The following is a 13,675-nucleotide window of genomic DNA, read 5'->3' as shown; positions in this document are numbered from 1 at the left end:
GGTCTTCGGGCAACGTCATGCGCGGGAAAGACAATCACTGATGCCGACAGTCGCTCCTCTTGATCTCGACGGCCACGTCGTCGCGGCCGCCTTTCTCGGCGACGTGCCGTTCTTCGCCTCCGCCTCCGGCACCGTTCATCGCCTCGACCATGGCCAGAAGGTCACCGAGGCGCATGACGGCCTGCTGACCTGCATACGCGACGAAGCGAGCGACACGCTGATATCTGGCGGCGAGGATGGCAAGGTGCAGCGCATCGCCGCCGATGGCAGCGTGACGCTGGTTGCCGAGGTGCCCCGCAAGTGGATATCCATCGTCGCACCCGGACCGCAGGGCGCGGTCGGCTTCGCGGAAGGACGCACAGCGCGTGTGCGGCTGGCCGACGGAACGATCAAGGAATTCGCGGAAAGCCGGTCGGTCGAGGGCATCGCCTTCGCGCCGAAAGGCTTGCGCCTCGCCATCGCGCGCTACAACGGCGTCTCGCTGCATTGGGTGGCGATGGCCGGCCAGCCGGTCGATCTCGAATGGAAGGGCGCCCATAACGGCGTCACCTTCTCGCCGGACGGCCGCTTCGTCGTGACCAGCATGCAGGAAAACGCCCTGCATGGCTGGAAGCTCGACACCAAGCCCGGTGCCGACACGCGCCACATGCGCATGACCGGCTACCCGGCCAAGGTGAAATCGCTGTCCTGGTCCACCAAGGGCAAGTGGCTCGCCTCGTCGGGCGCGCCGGCCGCCATCGTCTGGCCCTTCTCGGCCAAGGACGGTCCGATGGGCAAGCCGCCGCTGGAACTCGGCACCCGCGCCGACGTGATGGTCACGGCCGTTGCCTGCCATCCGGCCGAGGAGGTCGTCGCCATCGGCTATTCCGACGGCATGGTGCTTGCCGCCCGTTTTGCCGACAGCCGCGAAGTGTTGCTGCGCCGCCCCGGCAAGGGCGCCGTCACCTCTATGGCCTGGAGCAAGAGCGGCAAGCTCATCGCCTTTGCCAGCGAAGCCGGCGATTGCGGCGTGATCGACATCGCCGGATAATGCCGCCTCGAAAGAGGAGGCAGACATGGTTTCATCGATCACACCATTCCTGATGTTCGAAGGTCGCGCCGAGGCGGCGATGACCTTCTATACCGGCCTTTTCCCGGACAGCCGTATCGCGGAGATCCAGCGCTACGGGCCGGGCGAGGCCGGCAGGGAGGGTTCGGTCTTCCGGGCTCGCTTCAGCCTCGGCCGCCAATCGGTAATGTGTATCGACAGCCCTGCTGCACATGCCTTCACCTTCACCCCGTCCTTCTCCTTCTTCGTCGAATGCGAATCGGAAACCCGCTTGCGTGAACTGCACGCGGCGCTCGGCGCCGAGGGCAAGGACCTCATGCCGGTCGACAACTACGGTTTCAGCCGCCTCTTCACCTGGGTTCAGGATCGTTTCGGCATCTCCTGGCAGCTGAACCTGGAATAAGCCCGGAAGAGCGGCGCTCTCCCGGGCCCACCGACCGCAAGGGCGGGGATGGTGCGGTCAGTGATTGCGCTTCTTGCTGCCGCCGTTGAGGATGCCGAGAGCGTTGCCGTTGAGCACGCCCGACAGAGTGCCATTCAGGTTGTTGTTGAGAACACCGTTCAGGATGGTATTGCCATCGTTGTCGGTGAGGATATCGCCGACGCCGACACTCGGAGCGATGACGATGCTGCCGGTCTTGTTGCCGAGAATGCCGAGGCCGAGCAGGCCCCCGGCGGATGCCTGGCCGGCACCGGCGAGAGCAATGACGGCTGCGATTGCGATGATGCGGGTCTTGTTCATGATCTCTCTCCTTCGGTTGCGCACCTCATTGATGCACAATCGAAGGTAATATAAGACATGATTTACTCAACCGGATTTGCCAGTCATAGCAAAGAGTTAACCATAACAGAGACAGGTTTAATCAACCCTAACCGGCCACAATCATAAGTATATGTATTTGCAAAATATGATTGAAAATCAACCATTGGGGGAATTTTTAACCATGCAACCGTAGAATTTCGTTCCATTAAAGGACGAGAGCGGTTTGCGATGCGTTTTCTTCATGGCCTTGTCTGTACCGCATTTCTGCTGGCCCAGCACAACTCCGCACTTGCCGACACAACCATCGATTACAGCATCGGCGGCGGCTGGAGCTCGAATATTTTCAAGGATCCGACCACGCTATCCACCACTTTCGGCGAGGCCAAGGTCGCGTTGCGCGGATCGCTTGCGCTGGAGGACTCGCAACTCGCCTATGGACTGGCGGCGAGCGTGCAGCGCGTCGCGCGATACCACTTCGCCGACCAGCGCACCGCCGGGATCGAACTCGGCTATATCAGGGATATCGGCGACGCCATCAAACTGACCCTCAAGGGCGGCATCGAGCACCGCCGCTCCGGCGATATCTTTCTGACCCTGCCGGGTCTGCTGATCGGCTACCGCAAGGCCGATATCGCGGCCGCGGGCAGCATCGGCGTCACCGTCACCCATCATGGCGGCAAAAGCCACCTCACGGCCTCGCTTTCCAGCCTGAACCGCGGCAAGGCGCATTTCACGCTGGCGGGCCTTCGGCCCACGCAGCTCGAAGCCGGCAACCGGCTCTACGACCTGACGGCCGGCCACATCCGCCCCCTCTTCGGCGGCGAGGCGGGCGCCACGCTGCAATACCGCACAAACCATATAGATAGAGGCGAGCAGCGTGCCTTCGGCCGTTTTCCCGCCGAAACCCTGCGCGGTTCGCTCGCCTATGGTCGCGTCTTTGGAAAACTCACACTGCTCGCCGAGGCGGGTGTGGTGGGTGTCGCAAGCCCGCATCTCGGTAAAAGCGTGCAGCGCCTTAGGCCTTTCCTGAAAGGCGAGGCCGGCTGGCAGCTGTTGCAGGACACCCTGCTCAAGGCAAAGATCGGGCGCGACATCCAGCTCGCCGACATCGACGATCCACTCGGCGAGGACGTGCGCACGATCGGCCTTTCGCTTGAAAAGGCGCTGACAGAGAGGCTGAAGCTCACGCTCGCCTACGAGCAGGCCTATAGCGACTGGCTCTATTACGACTACCGCACGCGCACGAAAACCGCGACGGCGACACTGAGCTACACGCTCGCCAAGGGTGCAGCGCTGGCGCTGGAATACAGCCATCTCCTGCGCCGCGAAAGCGACAAGGCCGCCGACTTTGAAGTCGACGGCCTTGCGGCAAGGGTGGTGGGCTCGTTCTGAAAGCTCACCACTCCAGTTCCAGATGCGGCCGCCCGTCCGAGGTCTTGTCCGCGGTGCGCCCCGTCTCGTCGACGGTGCAGTTCACACGCTGGCGGAAGGCGGAGAAGCTGTCGAAGGTCACCACGTCCACCGGTTCGTCGAAATGCAGGGTCATGCGGTAGCGGCCGGGCTGGCTCGTCAGGGCCTGCACGCCGAGCACCTGCGCGTCGAAGGGCTGGCCGAGATAGTGGCCGCGCACGCGCGAGCCGAGCATCCACGGATTGAACGGCGGCCGGTTGCCGGCGGCTGCATGCAGCGTGTTCCAGTCGCGATAGCCATATTGGGCTGCAATCAGCTCCAGCGCACGCGAATGGGAAATCGCTTCGCCGTCGGCGGCAAAACGCGCTCGCAGACGCTTCGCCTGGTCTTTCAGGGCATCAAGGGATGGTAGGGGCGTCGATATCGGACGCATGTCGGGACTCCAGTCGTTGCATGTGTCATTTCGGAGGGAGCCCGCATTGCCACCGGTTCGCATGCCAAAAGCTGGAAGACCGATTTCTAAAACGAGAGACTTCACCAAAGCTTGCGCTCGCGGACGGCGGGGGCTCTCACCCTGCCCCGCATATAGGCCCTCGCCGGCCTTTCGTCAAATCCCACCCTTGCATGGCCGCCGCAAGCATGGGAGCAAGTGCCTGGGAGGAACCGTCATGACATCTGTCACCCTCATCGCCTTCGCCGCCGTCGCCTTCATCGGCATCGCCACGCCAGGCCCCACCGTGCTTCTCGCGCTTACCAATGGTTCGCGCTACGGCATCCGACGCGCGCTTCCCGGAATGGTCGGCGCCGTGCTCTCGGATTTCGTGTTGATCGGCGCCGTCGCACTCGGGCTCGGCGCGCTTCTGGCCGCCTCCGAATTCTGGTTCTCCGTGGTCAAATGGCTGGGTGCCGCCTATCTCGCCTTTTTGGGCGTGCAGATGCTGCGCTCCACCGGCTCGCTCGGCAAGGCGCTCGACGATGGCCGTCCAAGTGTCGGCGCGGCGCGGACGATCTTCGCCAAGAGCCTCCTTGTCGCTGTCACCAACCCAAAGGGCTATCTCTTTTTCTCGGCCTTCCTGCCCCAGTTCATCGATCCCGCAGCCCCACAGGCAAAACAGTACCTGCTGCTCGCCCTGGTCTTTGCGGCCATCGATTTCGTCGTGATGTTCGGTTACGCCGCGCTCGGCACGCAGGCGGTGCGCGTCCTGAAGACGTCGGGCGCCGTCTGGCTCGACCGGGTCTGCGGCGGCGCTCTTCTGGCGCTTGCGGGTTCGCTTGCCTTCTATCGCCGGGCCGCAAGCTGAAGCCCGCCCCTTGCGGAGCGGGCTTGGCGTTCGCTCAGAAGCGATAGGTGACGCCGGCGCCCACCAGCCAGGGATTGAGCTTCGCCTTGCCCGTCAGCGGCGCGCCGTTAAAATCGACCTTCCAGTCCGGTTCGAGGAAGAGTTTCTTCACGTCGAAGTTCACGCCCCAGTGTTTGTCCAGCATGTAGTCGAAGCCGACCTGCAGGGCAGCACCGAACGTATTCTTCACGTCGAGATTGGTGAAGGCGCCGGAGCCGGACTGGTTGTAGAACAGCGTGTAGTTCAGGCCCGCGCCGACATAAGGCTTGAAGGCGCCGAAGTCGGTGAAATGGTATTGCAACGTCACCGTCGGCGGCAGAAGCCAGGTCTTGCCCACCTTGCCGAGACCGGCGATCGACCCGTCCCCCGCGATATTCGCATAGGTCGTGCCCAGAATGAGTTCGGCCGCGATGTTGTCGGTGAAGAAATAGGAAATGTCGAGCTCGGGCACCACCGTATCCGAATAGGACAGGCCGGAGCCGGCGATACCGTCAACGAACCCCTTGTCGCTGGTGATGACGCCGAGACCACGCACGCGAACCTGCCACGGGCTTTGCGCGGCGAAGTCCACCGTCGCCTCCGGTGGCGCCATACGCTCTTCAAGATCCGCCGCGAGCGCCGAATTGCCAAAGGTCGCCAGACCCAAGACAAACGCGCCAAGCATCACGCCACTATTCTTCATGCCATCTCTCCATCGCCACGACTCGTGTTTGCGGGGCGACTATGGAGCGGCACGGCGAGGGACCGTTTGAGATGAATCAAAAAGAGGCCGGGCAAAGTTCCGGCCTCCCCGAAATATGCGCAAACATTGACGATTGCCTAATTAAAACAATGACAAGCATCAAGAATGAAGGGTGGCTCGATGCCGAGTTTCAGGCGGCCTTGCGCAGGTCCGGCGCCAGGCGACGGCCGCTTGCGACAAGTACGCCGGCCGCGCCGGAAAGCCAGCCATCCTTCAGCTCCAGCGCCAGGAAGCGGCGGCGCTCGAATGGGCCGGGCATGACGAGATGCTGCGCCTTGTCAGCGAAGAAGCCGAAGCGCTCATAGTATTCGGGATCACCGACGAGCAGCACCGCGCCGTGACCACGATCCCGCGCCTCGGTAAGGGCCGCCCGCATCAGCGCACCACCGATACCCTTGCCTTCATGCTCGCAATCGACGGCGAGCGGGCCGAGAAGAAGGGCGGATACCGCATTGCCGTCGGCATCGACGCCGGCTTCGACGTTCCAAAGACGGACCGTACCAATGACATGGCCATCCGGATCGCGCGCGACGAGGGCAAGGCCTTCGGCCGGCAGACGGCTACGGCGGATCTTTTCGGACGACTTGCGGAAGCGCGCCTCACCCATGACGCGGTCGAGCAGACGCTCGCGCGCCACGACGTCGCCGGCATTTTCCTGGTCGATAGTGAAGGCGGCATGCGCGAAGAACGCGCGGACAGAATCAAGAACAGTGGCCATCTCTGGGCCTCCCGTGCTCAAAACCGATTCAAACGGTATCCAAAACTGATTGTGAATTTGGTGCTCCCGTTCGTAACGGGAGCACCAATAGGCTTAGATGACGTAGGCCTTGAGCGGCTCGAAGCCGTTGAAGGCGACGGCCGAGTAGGTCGTCGTGTAGGCGCCGGTGCCCTCGATCAGAACCTCGTCGCCGATCGAAAGGGTGATCGGCAGCGGATACATGTTCTTCTCGTACATCACGTCGGCCGAATCGCAGGTCGGGCCGGCAAGCACGCAGGGCTCCATCTCGTCCTGATCGCGCGCGGTGCGGATCGGGTAGCGGATCGCCTCGTCCATGGTTTCGGCGAGACCGCCGAACTTGCCGATGTCGAGGAAGACCCAGCGGTGGTTGTCATTATCAGACTTCTTCGAGACGAGAACGACTTCCGCCTTGATCACACCCGCATTGCCGACCATGCCGCGGCCCGGCTCGATGATGGTTTCCGGGATCTGGTTGCCGAAGTGCTTCTTCAGCGCACCGAAGATCGCCTTGCCATAGGCTTCAGCCGACGGAACGTCGCGCAGGTACTTCGTCGGGAAGCCGCCGCCCATGTTGACCATCTTGAGCTCGATGCCCTGCTTGGCAAGCTGCACGAAGACGCGCTTGGCATCGGCAAGGGCCGCATCCCAGGCGTCGAGCTTCGTCATCTGCGAGCCGACATGGAACGACACACCGTAGGAGACGAGGCCGTTCTGGTGGGCGTAGACGAGCACGTCGACGGCCATCTGCGGCACGCAACCGAACTTGCGCGACAGCGGCCATTCGGCACCTTCGCCATCGGTCAGGACGCGGCAGAACACGCGAGCACCCGGAGCGGCACGGCCGATCTTCTCGACTTCCTCATGGCTGTCGACGGCGAAGAGCGAAACGCCGAGCGCATGCGCCTTGGCGACGTCGCGTTCCTTCTTGATCGTGTTGCCGAAGGAGATACGGCTCGGGGTGGCACCGGCATCGAGCGCCATTTCGATTTCGGCGACGGACGCGCAATCGAAGTTGGAGCCCATCGAGGCGAGCAGGCGCAGGACTTCCGGCGCCGGGTTTGCCTTGACGGCATAGTAGATCGAGCTGTCGGGCAGCGCGTGGCGGAACGCCTTGAAATTGTCGCGCACGACATCGAGGTCGACCACGAGGCACGGACCGTCGGGACGTCGGGTGTTCAGAAAGTCGATAATACGTGCAGAAGCCATCTCGGTATTCCCCATATCCAGGTTGCTCCGGGAAAAATCCCAGAGGACAAAGGGCAGAATGCGAGCACGCTCTGGAACCAGCCGGTGGAGACCCCGGAACCAAGCATGCGCATCATGCGCGAACGGTGAACCGAAGCCTGCCTAGGCTTCAATTCGCTTTGTCTGCCATGGATTGGCGGGAGAACCCGACCGCACGTCCGGCAATGAAGGTGTGCCTCTTCAGTAACCCCGGCTGTTGGAAAGCCGGCAGACACCAGAAAGGCCCGCACCGTCGTTGCTTCAAGATGTCCTCGCTCTTCCGGTTGGCCGGAGAAACGACTGGAGGGGTTAATTCCAGGTACCTTACCGAATTCCTCACCAAATCGAGGGTCGGCGGACACCCACAGGCACGTGCGACTTTGGGCAAGGGGGAGATAAGAAGAATCGCTGTCGTAATCAAGAGGTTTTTTGCGGGGTCCTATTGAAAATATTCTCCAAGCCACGACATTCGCGGAACTGGTTTTCGTCGCATTCCTTTTCTACGCCCGGCCACTGAGACGCCGGACAGGCACCGCAACCCTGAAAACAGGCCTTTGCTGCGCAACATTCGAGTGGGGACACATGGATACATTGACCCGAATCCGGGCCTTCATCGACGTCGTCGACGCCGAGGGTTTTTCTGCCGCCTCACGCAAGACGGGGCGGTCGAAGGCGCTGCTTTCCAAATATGTGCGCGAGTTGGAGGACGAGCTCGGCGCGCTGCTGCTCAACCGCACCACCCGCCAGTTCTCGATGACCGAAGCCGGCCACACCTATTACCGCACCGCTTCCGACATCCTGAAAGAGATCGACAACCTCGCCGATCTCGTGCGTGAGAAGAACACGGACCTGCGCGGCAAGCTGAAGGTTTCAGCCCCGCGCACCTTCGTGGATGCCGATATCGGCCAGTCGCTCATCGACTTCGGCAAGGAACATCCGGAACTGTCGCTGGAAATCGTCTCCGACGACCGTTTCGTGGACCTCGTCGAGGAGGGGTTCGACGTCGCCGTGCGCATCACGCGGCTTGAGGATTCGGCACTCATCGCCCGCAAGATCGGCGACTTTTACCTGAAGATGTGTGTCAGCCAGGAATTCCTCGATCGGGTCGGCCCGATCAATCACCCGAGCGATCTCGCGCGCCTGCCCTGCATCATCGATACCAACGGCAAGTCGCACAGCAACTGGCGCTTCATCGACGAGAAGGGCGGCGGTTTTTCCGTTCCGGTCAGCGGCCATATCGAGGTGAACAGCCCGACAGCCGCCGTGCGGGCAGCGGCCAGCAGTCTCGGCGTTGCGCAGGTGCCGGCTTTCATCGCCCGTTCATGCCTCGATTCCGGACGCATCGTCTCTATCCTCGAGGACTATCTTCCCACCGACCGCGGCATCTATGCGATCTATCCGCACCGCCGTTACCTGCCCGCCAAGGTGCGGACCTTCGTCGATTTCCTGCACAACTGGTTCCGCCGCCATCCGGGCATCGAGGCCTGAGGCAGGTCCAGCAAACTTGCGGGGCGGTTTCGCCTCGGCAAAAGGTCCCAATTCCGACCCATTTCGGTTACATTCAACGGACGATTCCGACGCCCGTCACGCATCTGCGAGAGGCCTGAAACCATGCGATTCCTCCCTCTTCTCGCCGCGGGCGCCGTCCTTTTCGCCCCGGTCGCAGCACTCGCCCATCCGCATATTTTCGCGGAGGCACGGCTGGAAGTGGTTGCCGGCGAGGACGGCACGGTCAGCGAATTGCGCAATGTCTGGCGCTTCGACGAGATGTTCTCCGCCAGCGTTGTCATGGATTTCGACAAGAACAGCAACGCCCAGCTCGACCCCGACGAACTGGCCGAAGTCGGCAAGACGGTGCTCGAATCGCTGGAGGAGTTCAGCTACTACACGTCGATCACCGAGGACGGCAAAGCGGTGAAGGTTGGCAAGCCCGACGTCATCAATGTCGACTACAAGGACGGCCAGCTCCTGATGTTCTTCACCGTCAAGCCCGGCGAAGCGATGCCGCTCAAGGGCACGCTCACCTTCGGCGTCTACGACCCCACCATGTATGCGTCCATGGACTTTGCGTCGGACGACGATCTCGTCGCCGTCGGTGACAAGTTCGCCGCCTGCAAGCGCGCGGTCGTGCGGCCCGACGCCGACGAGGTGCTGGCGCAGAACCAGGACAGCCTGACCGAGGCCTTCTTCAACGACCCGACCGGCACCGACATGACGAAACTCTTCGCGACCCGCCTGGAGATGACATGCTGACCCGCGGCCGCGCGCTTGCGCTCCTCACGCTGACCGCCGCCGTCGTCGCGGCTGCCGGTCTTGCCCATGCCGCGTCCCCGCTCGGCATCGGTTCCGCGGAACCGGGCTTCAACACGACGGGCACGTTCGGCAGCCTCTTCGGCTGGATCAATGCGCAGCAGCAGGGTTTTTACCGCCTCATGACCGGCGCGCTGAAGGATATGCGCGAGAATCCGTGGGCGGCGTCGACGCTCGTCGGCCTCTCCTTCGCCTACGGCGTCTTCCACGCCGCCGGGCCTGGTCACGGCAAGGCGGTGATTTCCTCCTACATGCTGGCAAACGAGGTGGAGCTGAAGCGCGGCGTGCTTCTCTCCTTCCTCTCCTCGATTTTGCAGGGCATCGTGGCGATCCTGCTTGTCGGTGCGGCCTATCTCTTCCTGCGCGGCACGGCAGTGTCGATGACCGACGCCACCCGCGCGCTCGAAACCGGCAGCTACGCCCTCATCGCCCTTTTCGGGGCCTGGCTGCTCTTCAAGAAGTTGCGGCCCGCCGAGCGCCGCGCCTCCGCACTTGGTGCGCAGGCGGTCGAGGTGCACGGTACGCATGACCACCATCACCATGATCACCACGCCGGTGAAATCTGCTCGACCTGCGGGCACGCCCACGCGCCGGATCCGTCCCTGCTGAAGGGTGAGCGATTTGCGCTTCGGGAGGCCTGGTCGGCCATCGTCGCCGTCGGGCTTCGCCCCTGCTCCGGCGCACTGATCGTGCTGAGCTTCGCGCTCCTCAACGGCCTCTATTTCGGCGGCGTGCTTGCCGTGCTCGCCATGTCGATCGGCACCGCCATCACCGTCTCGACGCTGGCGACGCTTGCCGTCACGGCCAAGGGTGCGGCCGTGCGCTTTGCCGGCAACGGCACGGCCGCGGCGCGCGTCGGCACCGCCATCGAGATCGGCGGCGCCTTGATGGTGATGATCCTGGGGCTATTGCTGCTCGGGGCTTCGCTGCAGGCCTAGTTGCCGCGGTTGCGCTGGTAGCGGGCACGCAGCCAGAACAGCAGGAAGAAGCCGAGCACCATCAACGCACCGAACAGGCCGGCAAGCCACGGCGAAAAGTCCCCGATCGCGATCATCACGCGCGGCAGGAAATAGAACACCACGCCCGTACCGAGCAGGATGAGGAGCGCCGCCAGCGCCGCCGACTTTCCCTTGCCATCCTCGCTCATGCCGCGTCCGCCTTGGCGATTTCCGCGCGGATGTCTTCCAGCTTGCGCTTCTGCTGCCCGTCGGCGTCGAAATTATCCGGCGACAGCCACGCATCGAAGGCCTTGGCCACGACAGGCCATTCGCCGTCGATAATGGAAAACCAGGCCGTATCGCGGTTCTCGCCCTTGGAGAGCATGTGCTGGCGGAAGACACCCTCGAAGCTGAAGCCGAGTCGAGCAGCAGTGCGCTTGCTCGGTTCGTTGCCGTTATGGCACTTCCACTCGTAGCGGCGGTAACCGAGGTCTTCGAATATGTGCTTGGCCAGCAGATACTGCGCCTCGGTGGAAAGCGGCGAGCGCGACATGCCGCCGCCATGCGCGATACCGCCGATTTCGACGACGCCGTTGGCAGGGTCCGGCCGCATGTAATGCGCCATGCCGACCGGCTTGCCGCTGGCCTTGTCGACGATCACTTCGCGCACCCAGCCGGACTTGACCACCGCGTCGGACCAGGCGTCGAAGCCTTCGATACCGGTGAAATCGGCTTGAGTGAAATAGCGCAGCAGCGGATTGATCTGCATACCGCCGAAGGCATCCCAGAGCGCTTCGAGGTGTTTTGCACGATCATAGGGCTCGAGGCGCACATAACGGCCTTCGAGCGTCACGGGTGCCGGCGGCGGGCACCCTTTCCAATCCGTGAGATCGCGCATCAAATTCTCCTTCGGTCTTGCCGAAGGGATAGAACAGCGCAGGGCGCGACGCAATGTGGAAAGCTCGGCCGAAAGGGAGGAGCGGCGTTCGGCCGCTCCCCGAATGTTCAGACCGTGGCGGCGGAAACCGTCGCCTCGATGTGATCGACCAGCGCATCGGCCAGACCGAGGCGACCGGCGAGCAGATCGAGATAGCCGCGCTCGGTGCGCGTCTTCGGCTCGATGGCAAGGCGGGACGCGGTGTAGAGCTCGACACGCTGTTCTTCGGTCGAGGCCGCGGCAACGATGGCGTCAAGATCGACCGGATTGGCCAGCTCGTCTTCGAGGAACTGGGCGGCATCGGCGCCGAGGCCGGAAACCTTGAGCTTGTCCATGATGCGGGCACGCTCGGCATCGTCGATATGGCCATCGGCGCGCGAGGCGGCGATCATGGCGCGCACGAGGATGAGCGCGAAATCCGTGCTGACGGCTTCGGGATGGAAGCCGGAATCCGTCGGCGGCGGCAGAAGCTCGGGCGTACCGGCCTGCGTCGTCTCGACCGGATCCTGCCCCGCCTTGTAATTCTTGTAGGCCTGGTAACCGAGGCCGGCGATCGCAGCGAGGCTGCCGAGCTTCAGCGCCGATCCCGCCACCTGGCGGCCGGTGCCCGTGCCCAGCAACACGCCGGCAATGGCGATAGAGGCTAGCGGATTGTCCTTGGCAAGCTGGGTGACCTGGCCGGCGCGGTCGCGCACGGATCCCCCGGCGCCGGGCACCTGTGAACCGAGGAACTGGTCAAGCAACTTCTTGGCGTCAAACATGGGGCGTCTCCGTTTCTCGTGTCACCGCTAGGGCCGACTGCAAGGCAAGATAGGAATGCCCGTTCTGAATTACAAACGCATAACGGGCGACCGAAGGCCGCCCGCTTGCAAATCCATTGAACCTTGTTCAGCCCCTGAGGGCAGCGGCTTCCGCGGCAAGCTTTTCGATGCCGGCCCAATCGCCCTTGGCGACAAGGTCCTTCGGCGCGACCCAGGAGCCGCCGACGCAGACGACGTTCGGCAGCGAGAGGTAGTCGTGGGCATTCGAAAGCGAAATCCCGCCCGTCGGGCAAAACAGCGTGCCGGCGAGCGGCGAGGACAGCGACTTCAGGTAAGCCGCGCCACCGGCCTGTTCGGCCGGGAAGAACTTGAGCACCTGGTACCCCTCCTCGCGAAGGCCCATGACCTCGCTTGCCGTGGCAGCGCCGGGCAGCAGCGGGATTTCGGAATCGGCGGCGGCGTCGATCAGCTCCTGGGTCGTGCCGGGGCTGACGATGAACTGCGAGCCGGCCTCGACAGCCGCTTCGAACTGCGCGGCATTGAGGATCGTGCCGGCACCGGCGACGGCACCCTCGACCTCGTTGGCAACCGCGCGGATCGCTTCGAGCGCTGCCGGCGTGCGCAGCGTGATTTCGATCGCCTTGAGGCCGCCGGCAACCAGCGCCCGCGCCAAAGGCACGGCCGTCTTGACGTCGTCGATGACCAGCACCGGCACGACTGGCTGCAGCTTCAGGACGGAAAGGAGCTTGGCGTTCTTCTCGCTCATGGCACGGACCTTTTAAAACGATTGAATTGAGACGCAAATACCGCGTCTGCGACGTCCTGTCGAGCCTTATGCCTGATTCATGGACTTGTCATGACACACTTATCGTGTAGTCTGCCCCTCGCCCAAGCCCATCTCAGAGACAGCGAAAGCGAGCCTATGGCTAAAGAGATCGAGCGGAAGTTCCTGGTGTCGGGCCAGCGATGGCGCACCTTCGCAAACGAAGGCGTCGCCATAAGGCAAGCCTATATCGTGGCTCAGGACGATCGGTCGCTGCGCGTTCGCATCTATGGCGACGGGCGCGCCCGCCTCACCATCAAAGTCGGCCATACCGCGCTCGTTCGCGACGAATATGAAGTCGAGATCGGCCGCGACGAGGCTGACGACATGCTGCGGCACGCCGTCGGCACGATCATCGAGAAAGTGCGCTACAAGGTGCCGCATGCCGGCTATGTCTGGGAGGTCGACGTCTATGGCGGCGCCCATCGTGGACTGGTGATCGCGGAAGTCGAGCTGTCCTCGATCCACGACGACCCGGAACTGCCGAACTGGGTTGGCCGGGAAGTAACGGGCGAGAGCCAGTATTCCAACCAGTCGATGGCGCTCGGCACCAGCGACGGCGCGCACCTGCACCAGCTGGCGTAACGGGTGGCGCGCTTTCGCGCCGCATTGCCTGAAAAGCGCGAAAGCTGTATGTGGC

Annotated in this window: 17 protein-coding genes; 8 read left to right on the top strand and 9 right to left on the bottom strand. The window is 63.2% G+C overall.

The window, feature by feature from the left end:
• The first annotated feature begins 40 nt into the window (after positions 1 to 40).
• Together MUO32_RS25210 and MUO32_RS25205 are read left to right on the top strand one after the other, a co-directional pair.
• Positions 41 to 1,030, top strand: coding sequence for a WD40 repeat domain-containing protein (locus tag MUO32_RS25210; RefSeq protein ID WP_257951121.1), 990 nt, complete (start codon positions 41 to 43; stop codon positions 1,028 to 1,030).
• 25 nt (positions 1,031 to 1,055) lie between these two features.
• Complete coding sequence (locus MUO32_RS25205) at positions 1,056 to 1,451, top strand: VOC family protein (RefSeq protein WP_257951120.1); 396 nt, start codon at positions 1,056 to 1,058, stop codon at positions 1,449 to 1,451.
• 57 nt (positions 1,452 to 1,508) lie between these two features.
• On the opposite strand, the gene MUO32_RS25200 is transcribed toward MUO32_RS25205, so the two are convergent.
• Entirely contained in the window at positions 1,509 to 1,790 is a 282-nt protein-coding gene (locus tag MUO32_RS25200) for a hypothetical protein (RefSeq protein ID WP_257951119.1), read from the bottom strand.
• Between the two features lie 249 nt (positions 1,791 to 2,039).
• Between MUO32_RS25200 and MUO32_RS25195 the strand changes: the two genes are divergently transcribed.
• Positions 2,040 to 3,203 carry a hypothetical protein gene (locus tag MUO32_RS25195; protein WP_257951118.1) on the top strand — a complete coding sequence of 388 codons (1,164 nt, stop codon included), beginning with the start codon at positions 2,040 to 2,042 and terminating at the stop codon, positions 3,201 to 3,203.
• A 4-nt stretch (positions 3,204 to 3,207) separates the two neighbouring features.
• Here the strand turns inward: MUO32_RS25195 and MUO32_RS25190 are convergent, their stop codons facing one another.
• Positions 3,208 to 3,654 (bottom strand): glyoxalase superfamily protein, encoded by a 447-nt coding sequence (locus MUO32_RS25190; RefSeq protein WP_257951117.1) that lies wholly within the window; start codon positions 3,652 to 3,654, stop codon positions 3,208 to 3,210.
• A gap of 235 nt (positions 3,655 to 3,889) precedes the next feature.
• Here MUO32_RS25190 and MUO32_RS25185 point away from each other — a divergent pair, with 235 nt between their 5' ends.
• The gene (locus MUO32_RS25185) at positions 3,890 to 4,522 is read left to right on the top strand and encodes a LysE family translocator (protein ID WP_257951116.1); all 633 of its coding nucleotides are present in this window, start codon (positions 3,890 to 3,892) and stop codon (positions 4,520 to 4,522) included.
• Positions 4,523 to 4,556: 34 nt separating this feature from the next.
• Here the strand turns inward: MUO32_RS25185 and MUO32_RS25180 are convergent, their stop codons facing one another.
• The 3 genes from MUO32_RS25180 to odc2 form a co-directional block, all read right to left on the bottom strand.
• The gene (locus tag MUO32_RS25180) at positions 4,557 to 5,243 is read right to left on the bottom strand and encodes an OmpW family protein (RefSeq protein ID WP_374708721.1); all 687 of its coding nucleotides are present in this window, start codon (positions 5,241 to 5,243) and stop codon (positions 4,557 to 4,559) included.
• 190 nt (positions 5,244 to 5,433) lie between these two features.
• Positions 5,434 to 6,021 carry a GNAT family N-acetyltransferase gene (locus MUO32_RS25175; protein ID WP_257951115.1) on the bottom strand — a complete coding sequence of 196 codons (588 nt, stop codon included), beginning with the start codon at positions 6,019 to 6,021 and terminating at the stop codon, positions 5,434 to 5,436.
• A gap of 93 nt (positions 6,022 to 6,114) precedes the next feature.
• Positions 6,115 to 7,248: an ornithine/lysine decarboxylase gene (gene odc2 / locus MUO32_RS25170; protein ID WP_257951114.1), complete on the bottom strand. Its 1,134-nt coding sequence runs from the start codon at positions 7,246 to 7,248 to the stop codon at positions 6,115 to 6,117.
• 600 nt (positions 7,249 to 7,848) lie between these two features.
• On the opposite strand from odc2, the gene MUO32_RS25165 reads away from it, so the two are divergent.
• From MUO32_RS25165 to MUO32_RS25155, 3 genes are all read left to right on the top strand, one after another.
• A complete protein-coding gene (locus MUO32_RS25165) occupies positions 7,849 to 8,754 on the top strand; it encodes a LysR family transcriptional regulator (protein WP_257951113.1) in 906 nt (301 codons plus the stop codon).
• Between the two features lie 123 nt (positions 8,755 to 8,877).
• On the top strand, positions 8,878 to 9,519 hold the full coding sequence (locus MUO32_RS25160) for a DUF1007 family protein (protein WP_257951112.1): 642 nt from the start codon (positions 8,878 to 8,880) through the stop codon (positions 9,517 to 9,519).
• Positions 9,513 to 10,514, top strand: a complete 1,002-nt coding sequence (locus MUO32_RS25155) for a nickel/cobalt transporter (protein ID WP_257951111.1) — start codon at positions 9,513 to 9,515, stop codon at positions 10,512 to 10,514. The genes MUO32_RS25160 and MUO32_RS25155 overlap by 7 nt, the downstream gene beginning before the upstream one ends.
• On the opposite strand, the gene MUO32_RS25150 is transcribed toward MUO32_RS25155, so the two are convergent.
• From MUO32_RS25150 to MUO32_RS25135, 4 genes are all read right to left on the bottom strand, one after another.
• Positions 10,511 to 10,723: a hypothetical protein gene (locus MUO32_RS25150; RefSeq protein ID WP_257951110.1), complete on the bottom strand. Its 213-nt coding sequence runs from the start codon at positions 10,721 to 10,723 to the stop codon at positions 10,511 to 10,513. The genes MUO32_RS25155 and MUO32_RS25150 overlap by 4 nt on opposite strands.
• Positions 10,720 to 11,412: a GNAT family N-acetyltransferase gene (locus tag MUO32_RS25145; protein WP_257951109.1), complete on the bottom strand. Its 693-nt coding sequence runs from the start codon at positions 11,410 to 11,412 to the stop codon at positions 10,720 to 10,722. Before MUO32_RS25145 ends, MUO32_RS25150 begins: the two co-directional genes overlap by 4 nt.
• A 107-nt stretch (positions 11,413 to 11,519) precedes the next feature.
• Positions 11,520 to 12,212, bottom strand: a complete 693-nt coding sequence (locus MUO32_RS25140) for a tellurite resistance TerB family protein (protein WP_257951108.1) — start codon at positions 12,210 to 12,212, stop codon at positions 11,520 to 11,522.
• A 127-nt stretch (positions 12,213 to 12,339) separates the two neighbouring features.
• A complete protein-coding gene (locus MUO32_RS25135; protein WP_257951107.1) occupies positions 12,340 to 12,978 on the bottom strand; it encodes a 2-dehydro-3-deoxy-phosphogluconate aldolase in 639 nt (212 codons plus the stop codon).
• Between the two features lie 156 nt (positions 12,979 to 13,134).
• Here MUO32_RS25135 and MUO32_RS25130 point away from each other — a divergent pair, with 156 nt between their 5' ends.
• Positions 13,135 to 13,620: a CYTH domain-containing protein gene (locus tag MUO32_RS25130; protein ID WP_257951106.1), complete on the top strand. Its 486-nt coding sequence runs from the start codon at positions 13,135 to 13,137 to the stop codon at positions 13,618 to 13,620.
• Positions 13,621 to 13,675: the final 55 nt, after the last annotated feature.

Source organism: Shinella sp. CPCC 101442 (assembly GCF_024704725.1).
In the GTDB taxonomy this organism is placed as follows: domain Bacteria; phylum Pseudomonadota; class Alphaproteobacteria; order Rhizobiales; family Rhizobiaceae; genus Shinella.
The sequence above is the reverse complement of the archived record's forward strand: the minus strand, read 5'-3'. Positions and strand labels throughout refer to the sequence as shown.